This window comes from Bacillus sp. AFS088145, from assembly GCF_002564465.1.
Taxonomy (GTDB): Bacteria; Bacillota; Bacilli; order Bacillales; family Bacillaceae_G; genus Gottfriedia.
In genome coordinates, this window is record NZ_NUUX01000006.1 from 238,684 (window position 1) to 255,470 (window position 16,787).

Genomic DNA, 16,787 nt, shown 5'->3' on the forward strand with positions numbered 1-16,787 from the left:
GGGAATTTAATTGCACATGCTTGAGGAATTACGAACTAATACCCAATCAAAAAAAAATCCAGCAAGTCCCCACAATAATGGACCACTAGATTTTTTTAACAAAACCTACTTATTCAAAGAATCAATAATCGGATAAAGCTCTTCTAAATGAGTAATTTCATATGTAGGTACAACTTCATTTCGCTCTTTATTATGCCTATTAATCCATACGTTTTTCATTCCAATTCTGCTTGAGCCTAAAATATCAGTCATAAGATTATCTCCAACCATCATGACCTCTTCTTTTGATAGTTCCATTAATGATAAGGCATGTTCAAAAATACTTGGATCAGGTTTACCTTTTCCGAAGTCTCCAGAAATTAGAATTTGATCAAAATATTCTTTAATCTTTGGTGTAATTGAAAGTTTCGTATGTTGCAAATCAGGGGAGCCGTTTGTTAGTAAGAGTAGTTTATACTGTCCATTTAATCGATCAAGCACATCAAATGTTTCATCGTATACAAAAGGATTTCCTTTGCGTTCTTCAGGGAATGTTTCGGCTAATAAATGACCAAATTCTGGATCATCTATTCCAAATGCTTTTAAGCCAAGCGTCCATGCATTTTTTCGATAGGTAGGTGAATTCGCCCTCATTTTTGGAAATTGATCATGATCATCTAAAAAATTCCCCCATAGTCCTTCGAATGGATTAATGCCAATTAATTTTGTGAATTCGTATGTATCATATGATTCATAAAGCTTTCTAGCCGCATCACGAACGGCATTTTCAAATTCAGCTGGATCAATACCGTATTTTTCTGTAGCTAGCTTACATGTATTTGTGAATGCAACTTGAACACTTTTTTGGTCCCAAAGTAATGTGTCATCCAAATCAAAAATGATTCCTTTAATCATAAAAAAGCCCCTTCCTAATATGAACTGTATAAATTATCCACTATCGTACTAGGAAAATATGAATTAGTAAATAGGAAGCTACTAAAATTTTACTTTTTTTTAGATACAATGTAGTGATTATTTATTTTAAATGAAGAATATAGTACAAATGACGATTAAATGGAATATAATACCTTGTTGATTTTGTTTTAATTAATGATGAAAAGAGTGAGTATATGTCATTTGAAGATTTTGTAAACTGTCATTCAATGCAAATTAATACGAAGGCGGTCTTCGATAAACAAAATAAATTAATGCGATATTCGCTTACAAGAACTTGGGATGAATCAAAAAAGAAAGCTACTCTTGTATTACTTAATCCTTGTCGAGCAAACCATCTAAAGAGTGATTATATATTGGCGAGATGTCTTAACTTTTTTATAGATTATAAGAAAGGTAACTTCGGCTCGCTAGAACTAGTAAATCTTTTTGCATTAATGGAACCGGATTCAACAAAGCTAAGAGGGAAAGAATGCGAAGTTGGCGAACATAACGATGAAGCAATTAAATTAGCGATTAGTAATGCAGACATTATTATAGTAGGTTGGGGTTCAAGTAAACGATTTAAGTGGCGAATAAAAGAAGTTCTAGATCTGCTAGAACCTTATAAAGATAAATTATTTAATTTTTGTGATGACTCAAATCGGAAGGATATATTGATTCACCCAGTTATTTTAGCGGAACGACATTGGTTAGAAAAATTAAATTTTGAAGCACTTTACGAATGGACTACAAAAGATTAAACTTAATGCTATTTCTGAAGACAACTCATTTTGGGTTGTTTTTTTTATTGCTTGAAAATTCAAATACTTAAACTTATAAAAATTGTTATAATAAATTAAGCATTAAGTTAAGTTCAAGACAGAAAGCTACACTTTAAGTTAATTACAAAACTTTACTAAAATGGCAGCCTTTTTAGTAACTCAAGTATTACTTGAGTCCATTTTTCCTCAATTCAAGTAACACTTGATTTTAACTATTCTATTAACTAGATACAATGAAATTAACTTTTAAATAGAGGTGATATAATTGTTTGATATGAAAAAAGTAGGTAGACAAATCGCTCAATTAAGGAAAGCAAACAAGATTACACAGATGAAGCTAGCTGATCAATTAGGTGTTAGCTTTCAAGCAATTAGTAACTGGGAACGTGGAGAGACAATGCCTGATATTTCAAAATTACCCGAGCTTGCTGAAATATTTAATGTAAGCATTGATGAAATTTTAGGAAATGAAAAAGGCGTGAAGTTGATCAATAATTTAATAGAAAAAGATAATCCTGATTCTTCAATTGAGTTAAAAGTTGAAAAAGAAGAATTTTTAAATGTTGCACCGATTCTTAATATCGATCAAGCAGATTTAGTTTTTAGAAACGTTGAGAATGATCTTACGATTAGTGATACAGCGGATATTGCTCCATTTGTTAGTGAAGATCTAATCGATGAATGTGCAAAGAAAGAATTTGATTCGAATGGAATCAAAGAATTATCAAGGATAGCACCTTATATTAGTAACGATGTAATTGATGAATTTGCGAAGAAAGAGTTTGAATCCAATGGAATTGAAGAATTAACACGAGTTGCACCATTTATATCTCAAGAGTTAATTGATGAATTAGCGAAAAAAGAGTTTGAAACGAATGGAATAAAAGGATTTACAACTTTGGCACCATTTATTAGTGAAGAAGTAATGAATGAATGCGCAAAGAAAGAGTTTGAAACGAATGGAATAAAAGGATTAACTCAGGTGGCACCATTTATCAGTGAAGAAGTAATGAATGATTGTGCAAAAAAAGAGTTTGAAACAAATGGAATAAAAGGATTAACTCGGGTGGCACCTTTTATCAGCGAAGAAGTAATGAATGAATGTGCAAAGAAAGAGTTTGAAACGAATGGAATAAAAGGATTAACTCAGGTGGCACCATTTATTAGCGACGAGATCATCGATGAATGTGCAAAGAAAGAGTTTGAAACAAATGGTATGAATGGACTAGCATCGATGGCGCCATTTATTAGTGATGAAATAATTGATGAATGCACAAGAAAGAGTTATGAATTACATGGGATCAAGTCATTAGCACCAATCTGTCCATTTATTGAAGGTGACCTACTTAATGAACTTGCTTTAGATGCTATATCAAAACATGGCATTAATGAAATTTTTTCAGTGATTCCATTTTTAGATTCAAAAATTGTAAAAAATGCAGTAATTAAATAAGTTTCAAAATGAACTTATTTTTACTTTTAGGGGTCTCAATTAGGACCCTTTTTTATTATTTCTAGACATTTTATTAATAAATATGGATATTTTCTGGACAATTCAGTAATATCCTTTATCATATAAATAGTAAAAATAATGAAAAGGTGACTTTATGAAAAAATTACTTGTTATCGGGGCTTTAGCAATCTGTTTAATTATTTCTGTACAAACAAATCCATCTAAAGGAGAGTTTGTCACTTGGGCAAAGGATCAACTTAAATTGGAATCAAAAAATAAATATGTTGATTTTGGGATTGACTTATTAGGTGAAAAACTTATTAGTAAGGTTACAACTAAAAAAGATTATGTCTTTTTTTCAGTTTACGAGGTTAAGGCCTTAGACAAGGAAATAAAGGTTGTCGGTTTATTTAATCACTTTATTCCAATTTCAAAAAAATAAATTATGAAGTGTTAGTGGAAAAGTTTGAAAGCATGTATATAATAGAAGAATAAAGTTAAAAGAGGTGGAAAGAATGAGCAAATCAAAAGCAAGAAAATTACGAGACAAACTAGTTAGAGAAGGTAACCGAAATCCAGAATTAAGTAGAAGTTCGTTTGCGATGTTAGATTTAAATACGCGTAGAACAAAAACGAAACAAGAAAAATTAAATCAAGTTAAACATAAAAAACAGTCCTTTGGAAAAGATGATTTTCAAACAAAGGACTGTTTTTATTTAGATGCTGATCTTATTGTTGTGTAGCAGGTGCATTTTTTACTTTATCAGCGAATTTAACTGTTAGATTTGTTTTATATGTGTTGGCCGCAGCTTCAAATAGATTGTAATAAGTATTAAATTTTTTAAAAACGGCAGTTGAATTTACAAGAACAACTTTTGCTTTTGCTACATCTCTTTTTTGAATTGCATTATCTAAGCTTTCACTATCTTCTATATCATAGATCTCATCAAAACCATCTTTAAAATACTTATCAAACATAGAATCTAGATCTTTTTCGATTTGACGATGTGTTGTGTAATCCATATCAAGAACATCATATGCATAGCTAATAATTTCTTGATCTTTAGCTGTTATCCCAAAAAAGTGCTGATTTACTAAAGAATATTCAGTTTCATAGTTTTTATATTCAGCAGGTAATTGCTTACGAATATAAATTTCATTTTCCGTATAAATTTGATCCTCGATATCGTATACATATGACTCGATCGAATCATATGTGTGGTTTTGATAATTTCTAATTGCCGTCAATTTATTTTTTTGTGTTGTAAAGTAAGTTTTAGCACCCTTTGAATCTACATTTTTAATATATGTATTAAACTGTGCTGTTATTTTTTTCATATCTACTGCTGCATTATCTTTACGTGCTTTATCAATTCTTGTTTTAAAGCTCGCTGTTTTTTTCACTAGTTCGTCTTTACCTGTATATCCGTACTTATTAAATAAAGTAACATCAGTTTGTAATTCTTTATAATAATCATAAACATCTTGATCTGTATAATAGATTTCACTTTTTAAGCTGTTTAGTACTTTAATATAAGAGCTTACTTGTTTTTTTAAATCATTTTGAGCTTGGACAACTTTAGTATTCGTTGCAGCTTGTGTTTCAGTTGGTAGCATACCTAATAGAATACCTGCTGATAGAGTTGTTGCAGTTGCTATAGTTGCGATTTTCTTAAATTTATTCATTTCGGTCTCCTAATAATATAATATTAAAATTTTTCATACTATTAGTATATTACATGTTACAAAAATATTAAATATATATTAATAGGATTAAATCTAATTTAAATTACCTTTAAATGAAGTTAAATCAATTCACTTCACTTAAAGGTAAATAAATTAAGTGATACAATCATAAACTAGCAAAGTCCATTTTTAATCTCGTGAGGCATTTACGATTAATTGTGCCATTCTTCTTGGGTATATTTTAGCAGTTGACATATGATCGCCACTTCCTTGAATAAAACGATAAACTCCTAATCTACTAGCCATATGAGGATACCAACCCGAATTTTCGCCGGCAGGTACTACCGTATCCTCTTGTAAATTAATAAAGCTTCTTGGAGTAGATAATTGGTAAAACGTTTTTAAATCTAGTTTTTCGACAAGGGGCGTTGCCGGTTCAGGTGTTGTCGCATTATAAATTTGCCGCGCCGTTTGTAAATCAGCCAAGTTAACAAACACATCCCGGAAGTATTGAAATGGTAGTTTGATTGTATTATCAGAAGATTGTTTTGCTAAGTCTAAAAGGAATTTTTGTGCTTGTGGTGGAAATTGATCTGCCAGGCTTTCACCGTCATTTAAAACAAAAGCATTCCAAAAAACTAATCGTTTAATTCGGTCGTGAAGCTGTTCAGCGACTTTTTGAATGACAGTACCACCAAAGCTGTGACCTATCAAAATAATATTATTAAGCTTATTAGACGTTATATAATGAACAACTTGTTTTGTAATCATCTCATGATTTACATTTTTATCTTTATCTGTACCATGCCCAGGTAACTGTGGTGTGTGAACAATATGTCCCATTTTTTGTAGTTCTCGTGTTATTCCATGCCAAAAGAATGGATCAACCCATGAGCCGTGAACTAAAACGAAAGTAGCTTGAGCATGCTGACGATAAAAAATGTCAGATTGGTCAATTGAATGATGCTGTTGATGAATAGGATATGATGGATATTCGTTATACCAATATTGGTGATAATCATAGTAAGGATTATTCTGATTTGGATTCATATTTTGATTTCTGTAGTTTATAGGTTGAATCATTTCATGGGAGTTTTTACTGGTCATGCTAATTAGTCCCTCCTCGTTAATCTTTCTCATCGTATGCACCTATTCGTTAGAAGGTGCCCACTTAACTAATGGAAATATAAGTAAGTAAAGAGGGGAAAATAATATTTTTAGGAGGAGAATATTATCAAAAAAGCTATTTTTTTATTAATACTATTGTTAATTATTTGTACAAGTGTTTACTTTGCGGTAAAAGATAAAGTTTTCCAAGATTCATCAAAATCAAATCCAAATAAAAATACAAATCATCAAACGGAAACGGAGACTAATCATTCGAGTCAACTTTCAACGGAAGAAATTTTAAATAATATACTTTCAAGCGCTAAAGAAGGGGGAATTCCAAACCAAAAAAATATAGAAGTAGGGAAGACTGCTTTAAAAGATCTAACGGAGCAGTTTGGGGAATCTACCCAAAAAGATCAGGTTGCTAATGGTACTTACTTAACCTATCAAAAACAGGGATTTGTAGTAGGATATGATCATCAAAATCGAATTTATGAAGTAAGATCATATGATTCTAATTTAAAACAAATTCACTATGACGATATTCTGAAACAATTAAAAAAGCCAAGTAAGATTAAATATTATAAGGACCAACAAGTTGATCAAATTATTTTAGTTTATGAACTGCCAAATCATATTGATCTGAAGTTTATCTTACCAAGACCAACTAGTGAAAATAATAATCCAACATTGCATCATACATCAGTATCAATTATTGAGCAGCTTAATCCTAGTACTGGCACTAATCTAGATCAGCTTTTAAATGCGATGACACTTCAAGAAAAAATAGGTCAAATGATTATCTCAGGTTTTTACGGAACGAATTACTCAAATAGTTTAAAAGAACTAGTTGAACAATATCATATTGGTGGATTTATTTTTTACAATGAAAATCTAACGAATAACAGTCAAACGGTAAAACTTGTAAATTCTATAAAGGCTGCTAATCGAAATAATCATTTACCGATCTTATTCGGAGTTGATCAAGAAGGCGGGAGGGTATCACGTTTACCAGGAAATCTTGGTCAGATCCCGTCAAATGGAATAATTGGAAAGAAAAATAATGGACAATTCTCATTTGAAATTGGTCAAATACTAGGAGAACAGCTACAAGCTTTTGGTTTAAATATGGACTTTGCACCTGTTTTAGATATAAATAGTAATCCTAAAAATCCGGTCATTGGTGATCGTTCATTTAGTAATAATCCAAAAATAGTAAGTAATTTAGGAATACAAACAATGAAAGGGATTCAATCAGAGAAAATCATCCCGGTTGTAAAGCATTTTCCGGGCCATGGTGATACTTCAGTTGATTCCCATTTAGAATTACCAGTTGTAAACAAATCGTATACTGATTTAAAATCTTTGGAATTAATACCGTTTAAGGACGCGATCAACCAAAACGCAGATGCTGTTATGGTTGCGCATATTTTATTACCAAAAATTGATCCCAAATACCCGGCTTCAATGTCTAAAATGATCATTACTTCAATGTTAAGGGATGATTTAAAATATGATGGGGTGGTCATGACGGATGATATGACGATGGATGCAATTGGAAAAAATTATAATTTAGAAAAAGCAGCAGTTACTTCCATTTTAGCTGGAAGTGATATCATTATGGTTGCTCATGATCCTAACAAAGTAAAAGCTGTTTATAAAGAAATCGAAACAGCCGTCAAAAACAAAACAATTTCAGAAGAACGTATAAACGAGAGTGTAAAACGAATCATTTTACTTAAACAAAAATATAAACTAGATAATAATCAAGTAAAGCCGATGGATCTTCAAAAGCTCGTTGAAAAAACAAATAAGTTATTAAATAAGTAGAAAAATTAGCAAAAAAAGGAAATTACCACCTTTTGTCGAATAAAATAGTCTAAAAAGGTGGTGTTCTTTCTGGCTAGTAAGATTTCAGATGCAGGATTAATGCTATTGGCTATTTTTAAAGAACTTCAAGAAAAAGAGCCAGACTTTGAAAAAGGGCTTCATAATGAAGTAGGAGTAGAAATAGATGATGTCGAACCTGCATTAATAGAATTGGAAATGCAAGGATTTATAAACGGATTAACTTGGATTAAAAGTGACATAGATCAAAAAGAAATTGCTTCATTATTTAATATTTCAATAACACCTACAGGATTAGCTAGAGTAATAGAATTATTAAGATAATATGTATACATATAAAGTGACTACCTCAAATGTTTATGGCATTTGAGGTTTTTTGAAAGAAAAAAGGAGGAAATAAAAATGAAAATTAAAAAAGTAAATCCCGAATCTGTTGCTGCACCAGTTGGCCAATATAGTCATGTCACAATTGTCCCAAGACATGCAGAACTAGTTGTTTTATCAGGTCAAGTTTGTCCGGAACTTAGGGACTACAAAAAAATCCCTAGTTTTACTAAGGATTAAAAATAATTTTAATTATGATAAACGCACGCTTGATTTAGAATATACAAGTTCATAGTATTCAGACATTTCTTCTTCTGTTATATTGTATTTTCTTTGAATTTCATTGTGTTCTTCCAATAAGTTTTTTGACCATTCCATTGATTGTCTATCTGTTATCCTACCACTCTTTAATAACATTTTATTTTTTGCAAATTCTGACCTGAATTTAAGTTCGAATTCTGCAATTTCTACGATTTCTTCAAGAGAATGTTTTTCTTCGTTATGGCTAGAAGTGCTATTCATTTTAAGTATAATACCTATTATTACAATTACAATTACAATAAACCATACCACAATATCACCACCTTTCATTTTCATAATATCATGTATAAATTACTAATAGGTAAACTATTCCAAAATTTATACGCCTTAAATTTTTGTATTTTCCCCAATCTGTTGGTCCTGTACTTTGGTAGGTACAAAACTGTTGGAGCCAATTTCATTCTGGTAACCCACCTGCAACAACTTATGCTTATGTATCAGCTTTAGCAAATCCAGATATTAAAATAGAAGTTGAAGCAAAGGCAGCAAGATAATCAACTCAAGTTCGTTACGTACCATCAATTGTCATTGATTCAAGTATGGTAATGATTGGTATAACACAGTCAACTTTGGGAAACTTAAGTGGAGGTAATTCGGTCCGAAAGCGAGATGAAAAATTGAAATGGATGAATTCGAGTCTCAATTAAATCCCACTGTAAGAAAAAATATAACAAAAACACTAACTCAACTTAATTTAAAAATCGAAGGCATGATTGGAAGAATTGAAAATAAAGGATGCGGCATTTTAACTGAATTTGAAAATATCCATAGCGTCTTTAATAATTTACAAATGGATGCAGCCTCATTTTATTTAAATTCATATCTTTCTCCGTACACTGATATCTTTGATGAATTGGCAATCACAGTTCAACACTTATCCAAACGCAAACATGGCGGATTAATTGTTGTAAAAAGAGACGACTCACTTGAAGAATTGATGAGTTCTGGGATCCACGTCGGAGCAAAACTGTCCCCAGCATTATTAGAATCAATTTTTTATCCAGGTAGCCCGTTACATGACGGAGCAGTACTAGTTGAAAATAACATGATCATTTCAGCAGGTAATGTACTTCCACTTTCTAAAATTACATACGATAATAAAAAACTTGGAACAAGGCACCGAGCAGCAGTTGGAATTTCCGAACAAAGCGATGCACTTGCCCTAGTTGTATCAGAAGAAACAGGAAATATATCTTTCGCTTATAAAGGAAGCTTATATCCTGTTAAATATGGGGCACCAATTAATTAAAACTAAAACGATCATTTTTGATCGTTTTTTTGTTTGGCTGTTTAAATGGCAGTTTAGTTGCATTAGAAGTTTTAAAATAAATCAATTTTTTTTGATTAATATGTTGCATTTATTTGGTAAATTAACATAAACTAAATTCATCAAGAAAAGTTGATAAAGGAGTAAGCATATGACTGAGATGATACAACAGTTCCTGAAATATGAGCAGAAATTTAAAGCGTTAGCTGATCAGAAGCGTCTAGAAATCATGTATGAGCTTTGTCAAAGAGGAAGTACATGTGTATGTGATTTAACGGAAGCGTTCGATATGACACAATCAAAGCTATCATATCATTTGAAAATCTTACTGGATGCAGGGCTCATCGTAAAAGAGACGAAAGGTACATGGAGCTATTATGACTTGAACGACACAGAAGTTAACAACTTGCTTTCAGAAGAGCTTTGTTGTATTTTCCGAAAATCAGATAACGGTAAACGTAACAGTAATTGTTGTTAATTTTTTTAATCATTAAATCAATTTTTTTTGATTTAATAAATTAAGGGAGGAATTCTGTATGAAATATGTTCATGTAGGGGTTAACGTAACAAATTTAGAGGCATCAATCGCTTTTTATGAAAAGGTATTCGGTTTAGCACCTATTAAAGTGAAAGAAGGATATACGAAGTTTCTGTTAGAAAATCCAGGTCTTAATTTCACTCTAAATGTTCGTGATCAAGTTGAGGGTAATCAAGTAAATCACTTTGGTTTTCAAGTTGAATCATCTGAAGAAATCTTATTCCATAAGGAAAGACTAGAAAAAGAAGGTTTCTTTGCACGTGAAGAAATGGATACAACTTGTTGTTATGCGGTTCAAGATAAGTTTTGGTTAACGGATCCAGACGGAAATGAGTGGGAATTCTTCTATACCAAAGCAGATAGTGATGTTCAAAAAATAGAAAATAAGTCTTGTTGTAATACTTCCACTGCATCTAAAGTTAATTCTTGTTGTTAGTGTGTAAAAGGAGAAGAGAATGAAACGATTATCATTTTTAGACAGATATTTAACCCTTTGGATATTCGTAGCAATGGCAATTGGGATAATTCTTGGCATTTCAACACCTGGATTTGTAGATAGCCTAAACAAATTACAAGTTGGAACGACTTCAATACCTTTAGCTATTGGATTGATTTTAATGATGTATCCACCACTGGCTAAAGTTCGTTATGAAGAGATCGGAAGAGTATTTAAAGATGTAAAAGTATTATTTCTATCATTAATTCAAAACTGGTTAATTGGACCAGTATTAATGTTTTTATTAGCAATTATCTTTTTAAGAGATTATCCAGAGTATATGGTTGGTTTAATCATGATCGGTTTAGCACGATGCATTGCGATGGTTATCGTATGGAATGATTTAGCTGATGGTGATCGTGAATATGCGGCGGGATTAGTAGCCTTTAACTCCATTTTCCAAATGATCTTCTTCTCTGTTTACGCATATTTCTTCGTAACAGTATTACCAAAAGTTTTTGGATTAGAAGGTATGTCAATCGATATTACAATGCCAGAAGTGGCAAAATCAGTTTTCATTTATTTAGGAATTCCATTTTTAGCAGGACTATTTACAAGGTTAATTTTTGTAAGAGCCAAAGGTAGAGATTGGTATGAAAAAGAATTTATTCCAAAAATCAGTCCAATTACGTTAATTGCATTATTGTTTACAATTATTGTGATGTTCTCATTGAAAGGAGAAGTAATTGTAGAGCTTCCTTTAGATGTTGTTCGTATAGCAATTCCTTTATTGATCTATTTCATCATTATGTTCTTTGTTTCTTTCTTCTTAGGGAAGAAATCAGGAGCAAGCTATGGAGTTTCAACAACTCTAGCTTTCACAGCTGGAAGTAACAATTTTGAATTAGCAATTGCAGTTGCGGTTGGAGTGTTTGGAATTAATTCAGGAGCAGCATTTGCAGCAGTAATTGGTCCATTGGTTGAAGTACCCGTAATGATTGCGTTGGTTAACGCAGCGTTGTGGATGAGAAGAAAATATTTTGCAAAAGAAACAACAATATAAATTTAAATAAAGGTGGAATCCACATGGCAGATAATAAAAAAACAATTTACTTCTTATGTACTGGAAACTCCTGCCGCAGTCAAATGGCAGAAGCTTGGGGGAAACAATATTTAGGAAATGGATGGAATGTCTTATCGGCTGGGATTGAAGCACACGGTGTGAATCCAAATGCTATTAAAGCAATGGATGAAGTTGGCATCGATATCCGAAATCAAACATCAGATGTAATCGATAATGATATCTTAAATAATGCAGATTTAGTGGTAACTTTATGTGGTCATGCAAATGATGTATGTCCAGTAACGCCACTACAAGTGAAACGTGTTCATTGGGGATTTGATGATCCTGCAGGTCAAGAATGGGATGTGTTCCAAAGAGTTCGTGACCAAATTGGACTTCGTATTAAACAGTTTGCTGAAACTGGAGAATAGAAAGAAGAACCTTCTATCATGGAAGGTTCTTTTGTTTTCATTAATCAACTAACTCATATTTTAGTTTAACAGAGCCAAATATTTAAACACTACAAATGCATTAGGTAATAAGGTCAATAGCTATAATGTAACTTTTATTACCTATAAAAAATACCTAATTTAAAATTAGGTATTAAATAGTTGCCTATTGTGCAATAAATTCATAACGGTCAATTTTCTTTTTGATGACCTCTTTTTACAGCCTCTTCTGATAGTGCTGTGAAAATTTGAAAGGTAATACCGAATTTGTCGGTTACAATAGCGTAAGCAGGACTAAAATGAACTTGTTTCAGTGGCATCACCACTTGACCATCTTGTTTCAACAATTCGTAAAACTTATTTGTTTTCTCTATTTCATTGGTAGTAATACAGATGTTAACATTGTTGCCGTTTCGATATTGTAAACCTGGAAACATATCAGCAATCATGATATTGGTCTCACCGATTTTTAATATTGCGTCGTCTTGATTTAAAAAATATAATTAATTTCTTTATGAAAGGGAATAAATGGAGAATTCATGAAAAATGTATCTGTTTTTTACTTTCCTATTTTTTGAGTTGAAACAGTCCCGTAGGAAGTTGTGCATCCCAATTTTCTGGGATATCTAGACGTAGCGCATGAGCAACGACTGCAGCAGTGTCTATATTTTCTACATCAGACAATACGGTGCCAGGCTTTATAGACTTTCCTTAGTTAATCATTAAATATAATGATAATGTGTAAAATACATATATTTTGAGAGGATTATCCTAATAACAAATCTGAAATTTGCAATGTAAATTGATTGATAAATTAAATTCTGATATCAGATTCAGTTCTTTTACAGTTAGATTCTTATAGAACCTCCTTTTTAGGTTTGCAAACATAATTCTGCAAAAAAAAACAACTAATGTCGGTTTTTTTTAGTTCATTTTTAACTTTTTTGTGTAATTGAATTAACAAGTTGGGTCAGTGCTTCGTTTATCGGCGTAACTGGACGACCCAGAACTTTCTCAAAATCATTGTTTTCAACTTCTAGTGAACCGTTCCGAATGCTTTCTTGAATTCCTACTACAATCGGAATCACAAAATCAGGTAAACTTAAGCCTTTCATAATCTCTGCATATTTTTCGTCACTAACTTGTTGTACAGGTATTTCTTTACCCAATACAGCCCCAAGAGCAGATACCAATTCTTCTTGAGTTAAAAGGGGACCAGAAAGTTCATACACTGTATTTTCGTGACCGTTTCCAACAAGAACTGCTGCCGCCGCATCTGCATAATCTTGTTGCAGTGCCCAGCCTACTTTACCTTTTCCAGCAGAAGTTACCCATGGAGCTCCTGCCATAGCACTTTGAATGCTTCCGATTTCATTTTCTAGATACCAATTGTTACGCAAGAAAGAATATGGAATACCCGTTCTAATGATAGCTGCTTCTGTCCCAACATGAGGTGGAGCCATTAGATTTTTGCTTTCTGTTGCATTCGCTATACTTGTGTAAGCAATAAATTTTACTCCTGCACGCTCAGCTGCTTGAACAGCATTAGTATGTTGACGAATTCTCGTTTCATTGTCACCATCGGCAGAAATAATTAATAAACGGTCAATCCCCGTAAAAGCATTGTCTAATGTTTCTGGATTATCAAAATCTCCTTGACGAACTTCTATTCCACGAGCACGAAGTCCTTCTGCTTTCTCTGGATTTCGAACACTCACTGCCAGCTCACTTGCAGGTATAGATTTCAATAATGATTCTACAACCTTTGAACCTAATTTCCCTGTTGCTCCGGTAACTAATATTTTCATTAATATTCCCTCCAATTTAGTTCTACCTGTAATAACATCAATTACATGTATCCATTTAATTTACATGTAACTATTTTGTCAACAGGTGAAATAATAATTCTGTACTTAAACAAATATGTGAAGTGCTTCCAAGATGTAGAATCCTAACAGCATTTAACTTTTAGAATTTTCCTTTATATTCTTCCCTTAAAAACTTAATTTGTGTATCTAATAACTTTATTGTCATTTTTGAATATTCCAGTCCATACTCAAGTGTTATTTTTTTATATTTATCAGTATTTGGTGAATTTGATTGCACCTTCAATAAACTTTCTAGATCTCGTTTAACATGCTCTTTTTCATTTTCCATCCATTGAAGAATGTTTTCTTTCTTTGTAAATTTCCCAAAAAACAATCGGATAAAAAAATCTGACCTCATAATGGTCGGATTTATTGGGCTTTCCATGTACTGCTGAAATTCCTCTTGTCCTTTACTGGTAATCACATATAAATTTTTATTTGGCTTCCCTTCTTGCTGAATAACTTCTTTTTTTACATATCCGTCTTTCTCCATTCTTCTTAATGCTGGATAAATTGCTCCAAAAGAAGCATCAAAAAAGTGAGCAACTGTTACTTCCATTTTTCTTTTAATATCGTATCCGCTCATTGGTTCTTCGGACAAAAATCCTAGAATAACATTTTGTATGTTCATTGTTTATACCTCTTTTTTATATTTTACCGTTTTTTCAAAAGTGTATTTATGAATGTTTTCTTTTTTATTTTCCCTTTGTAGAGCCACTAGTATTAATGTAATGACGATAATACCCATTAAAATCCTGCAAAGCATAATTATCTCATGAGAAATGGATGGACCTCCAGTAACCAGGTTCATAATTCCTTCAACTGCATAAGTTGCTGGTAGAAAGTTACTTACGGTTTGATAAAAATATGACAATAACTCTCTTGGTATAGTTGCACCAGATGATAACAGTTGAAAAGATAACATAGCAATATTTACCCATCCACCTGCATCACCCACAATAAAAAATGGAACCTGGGCAAGGAATAGGAATGTTAGTACATATATTATTTGGAAAAACCACATTGTTATAAACCCTTGAGGAGAATGTACGCCCATTACATAAACCATAATAGATCCAAAGGTAGAAATCAGGATGGTAGCCGTAACAATTAAAAGAACTCTAGCCCCGAACCTTTGCCAACGATTGTATAAATTCTTGTAAGCTTTAACAGCTTTGTTCATTTCCATAATAAATAGCATTGAACCAGTAAAGGATGCCATTACTAACATCATTGGAACCATCAATCTTGAAAAATTTGAAACTTTATTAATATCATCAACAACAGGACGTACACGTTCTGATAGTCCTTGAGATAATCCAATAGTTTGATTGGAAGGTACATGCATTTGCTCAAAAGTAACTTTTAAGCCCGACTTTACCGATTCGTTATTAATCGTACTAGTTACTTTATCCTCAACTGTTTGCATTACACTTTTTACCATACTTGGATTTGATTCATTTAAAGAGTAAATGATTTTTGCCATCTTTTCATTATTTTGAAGCGTAGTAGTAAAATCTTCTGGTATATAGATTACCATTTGAACTTTACGATCATCTAGCTTTTCCTTTGCACTTTTTAAGACTGAAGAATGAGTAATTTTAAATTTTAAGTTTTCTTCTAAATTCTTTGCTATTTGTGCCCCCATTTTAGAGTCATCATTTACAATAATAATTTTAAATTGATCAGTACGGTCAGTAACATGATCATATCCTGTAAGCCAGATAATGCTAAATAACACCTGAAAAATAATTGCAGTTATTAACCCAATAATAACGCTCGGCGTTTTTAATAAGGATAAATATACATTTTTCAATTCAGTAATCCTCCTTTAATTTACTTATGTTGTTTAATATTAATATTAATATTGACATTATCTATATTAATAACATCGATATAAACAATGTTGATATAAACAATGTTGATATAAACAATGTTAATATAAACAATCTTAGCATAAATGTCAATCTTAAATAAAAAAAATTTTAAAATAAATAATAAAATTTCAGGCTGCTCCTTAATACAATAAACTTAACAAAAAAAGCGTTAATCCTTCCTGGATCAACGCACCAATAATGATTATTTTCCTATTTTTTGATGATTAGATTTCCCTCTTGTACAATTCACATAATCGAGCTGAGTAGCCTATAACGAGGAAATCCGCATGCCCATCAAGCCAAGAAAATAGGTCACCCCCAAAACGATAAATTGAGCTTATAAGTTACAAGAAAGTCCAAAATTTCGTTCTGGGGGTACTACAAAACTTTAACTTAATGGGTATGTGGTGGTACCCCATTAAGTGTTATTCCAGAAAATGGCCCTTTAATTGAACAATTATATTGTCATTTAACGTTTAATTGTTCATTTTTGGTTTTGCCTTGAAGATGAAGAAGAATTTGAAATATTTGAACAGGAAGTAGAAGGAGTTGAAGAGTCCTCCTTTTCAGTTATAGACTTCGGTAAAAACGGATGCTTTAGTTACACAATGAGATTGTTACTTGAACTTCGATTTGTCTTCTTGGTGGAAGAAGTTTTTCTTATCGATGCGCCATTTTATATAGAAGAATGTCGTCATCGTAACGTCGAATATTTATGGGTGGCTGCGATCTCAGATAAATACAAGCAAATCGTCCTGACATCTGCTGGTAAGTGAAAAACTTGTTGCCTTCTAGCAACCTATTTTCTTATGAAAAGTAATTGAATGAACGTTAAGAATGTAAGTCAGGC

At 32.0% G+C, this 16,787-nt stretch carries 20 protein-coding genes; 12 read left to right on the forward strand and 8 right to left on the reverse strand.

Annotation, left to right across the window (positions count from 1 at the left end; translation table 11 throughout):
• Positions 1-105 precede the first annotated feature (105 nt).
• On the reverse strand, positions 106-894 hold the full coding sequence (locus COI44_RS04220) for an HAD family hydrolase (protein ID WP_098426815.1): 789 nt from the start codon (positions 892-894) through the stop codon (positions 106-108).
• 215 nt (positions 895-1,109) lie between these two features.
• On the opposite strand from COI44_RS04220, the gene COI44_RS04225 reads away from it, so the two are divergent.
• The 4 genes from COI44_RS04225 (at position 1,110) to COI44_RS04240 (ending at position 3,893) form a co-directional block, all read left to right on the forward strand.
• Complete coding sequence (locus COI44_RS04225) at positions 1,110-1,676, forward strand: DUF1643 domain-containing protein (protein ID WP_098426816.1); 567 nt, start codon at positions 1,110-1,112, stop codon at positions 1,674-1,676.
• 295 nt (positions 1,677-1,971) lie between these two features.
• Positions 1,972-3,150: a helix-turn-helix domain-containing protein gene (locus COI44_RS04230; protein ID WP_286163755.1), complete on the forward strand. Its 1,179-nt coding sequence runs from the start codon at positions 1,972-1,974 to the stop codon at positions 3,148-3,150.
• 154 nt (positions 3,151-3,304) lie between these two features.
• Positions 3,305-3,592 (forward strand): hypothetical protein, encoded by a 288-nt coding sequence (locus tag COI44_RS04235; protein WP_098426818.1) that lies wholly within the window; start codon positions 3,305-3,307, stop codon positions 3,590-3,592.
• Positions 3,593-3,665: 73 nt separating this feature from the next.
• Entirely contained in the window at positions 3,666-3,893 is a 228-nt protein-coding gene (locus COI44_RS04240; RefSeq protein WP_098426819.1) for a hypothetical protein, read from the forward strand.
• On the opposite strand, the gene COI44_RS04245 is transcribed toward COI44_RS04240, so the two are convergent.
• Positions 3,880-4,836 carry a hypothetical protein gene (locus tag COI44_RS04245; protein WP_098426820.1) on the reverse strand — a complete coding sequence of 319 codons (957 nt, stop codon included), beginning with the start codon at positions 4,834-4,836 and terminating at the stop codon, positions 3,880-3,882. The two genes, COI44_RS04240 and COI44_RS04245, sit on opposite strands and share 14 nt — an antisense overlap.
• Positions 4,837-5,025: 189 nt before the next feature.
• A complete protein-coding gene (locus tag COI44_RS04250) occupies positions 5,026-5,943 on the reverse strand; it encodes an alpha/beta hydrolase (RefSeq protein WP_286163747.1) in 918 nt (305 codons plus the stop codon).
• 156 nt (positions 5,944-6,099) lie between these two features.
• On the opposite strand from COI44_RS04250, the gene nagZ reads away from it, so the two are divergent.
• From nagZ to COI44_RS24020, 3 genes are all read left to right on the forward strand, one after another.
• Complete coding sequence (gene nagZ / locus COI44_RS04255) at positions 6,100-7,776, forward strand: beta-N-acetylhexosaminidase (protein WP_098426821.1); 1,677 nt, start codon at positions 6,100-6,102, stop codon at positions 7,774-7,776.
• 105 nt (positions 7,777-7,881) lie between these two features.
• Positions 7,882-8,118 (forward strand): hypothetical protein, encoded by a 237-nt coding sequence (locus tag COI44_RS04260; RefSeq protein ID WP_049813506.1) that lies wholly within the window; start codon positions 7,882-7,884, stop codon positions 8,116-8,118.
• Positions 8,119-8,196: 78 nt separating this feature from the next.
• Complete coding sequence (locus COI44_RS24020; RefSeq protein WP_176525884.1) at positions 8,197-8,358, forward strand: hypothetical protein; 162 nt, start codon at positions 8,197-8,199, stop codon at positions 8,356-8,358.
• Positions 8,359-8,370: 12 nt separating this feature from the next.
• On the opposite strand, the gene COI44_RS04265 is transcribed toward COI44_RS24020, so the two are convergent.
• Positions 8,371-8,691, reverse strand: a complete 321-nt coding sequence (locus COI44_RS04265; protein ID WP_098426822.1) for a hypothetical protein — start codon at positions 8,689-8,691, stop codon at positions 8,371-8,373.
• 370 nt (positions 8,692-9,061) lie between these two features.
• Here COI44_RS04265 and cdaS point away from each other — a divergent pair, with 370 nt between their 5' ends.
• The 5 genes from cdaS to arsC all read left to right on the forward strand — a co-directional run bounded on the left by cdaS (position 9,062) and on the right by arsC (position 12,174).
• Complete coding sequence (gene cdaS / locus COI44_RS04275; RefSeq protein ID WP_098426823.1) at positions 9,062-9,688, forward strand: sporulation-specific diadenylate cyclase CdaS; 627 nt, start codon at positions 9,062-9,064, stop codon at positions 9,686-9,688.
• A 178-nt stretch (positions 9,689-9,866) separates the two neighbouring features.
• Complete coding sequence (locus COI44_RS04280; RefSeq protein ID WP_098426857.1) at positions 9,867-10,184, forward strand: ArsR/SmtB family transcription factor; 318 nt, start codon at positions 9,867-9,869, stop codon at positions 10,182-10,184.
• Positions 10,185-10,242: 58 nt separating this feature from the next.
• Entirely contained in the window at positions 10,243-10,680 is a 438-nt protein-coding gene (locus COI44_RS04285) for an ArsI/CadI family heavy metal resistance metalloenzyme (RefSeq protein WP_098426824.1), read from the forward strand.
• 19 nt (positions 10,681-10,699) lie between these two features.
• Entirely contained in the window at positions 10,700-11,743 is a 1,044-nt protein-coding gene (gene arsB, locus COI44_RS04290) for an ACR3 family arsenite efflux transporter (RefSeq protein ID WP_098426825.1), read from the forward strand.
• 23 nt (positions 11,744-11,766) lie between these two features.
• Entirely contained in the window at positions 11,767-12,174 is a 408-nt protein-coding gene (arsC, locus tag COI44_RS04295) for an arsenate reductase (thioredoxin) (RefSeq protein ID WP_098426826.1), read from the forward strand.
• Positions 12,175-12,383: 209 nt separating this feature from the next.
• Here the strand turns inward: arsC and COI44_RS04300 are convergent, their stop codons facing one another.
• The 4 genes from COI44_RS04300 to COI44_RS04320 form a co-directional block, all read right to left on the reverse strand.
• Positions 12,384-12,641: a VOC family protein gene (locus COI44_RS04300; protein ID WP_098426827.1), complete on the reverse strand. Its 258-nt coding sequence runs from the start codon at positions 12,639-12,641 to the stop codon at positions 12,384-12,386.
• A gap of 486 nt (positions 12,642-13,127) precedes the next feature.
• Complete coding sequence (locus tag COI44_RS04310) at positions 13,128-14,000, reverse strand: SDR family oxidoreductase (RefSeq protein WP_098426828.1); 873 nt, start codon at positions 13,998-14,000, stop codon at positions 13,128-13,130.
• Between the two features lie 160 nt (positions 14,001-14,160).
• Positions 14,161-14,691, reverse strand: a complete 531-nt coding sequence (locus tag COI44_RS04315) for a PadR family transcriptional regulator (protein WP_098426829.1) — start codon at positions 14,689-14,691, stop codon at positions 14,161-14,163.
• A 3-nt stretch (positions 14,692-14,694) separates the two neighbouring features.
• Positions 14,695-15,876 carry a YhgE/Pip domain-containing protein gene (locus COI44_RS04320; protein WP_286163748.1) on the reverse strand — a complete coding sequence of 394 codons (1,182 nt, stop codon included), beginning with the start codon at positions 15,874-15,876 and terminating at the stop codon, positions 14,695-14,697.
• Between the last annotated feature and the right edge of the window lie 911 nt (positions 15,877-16,787).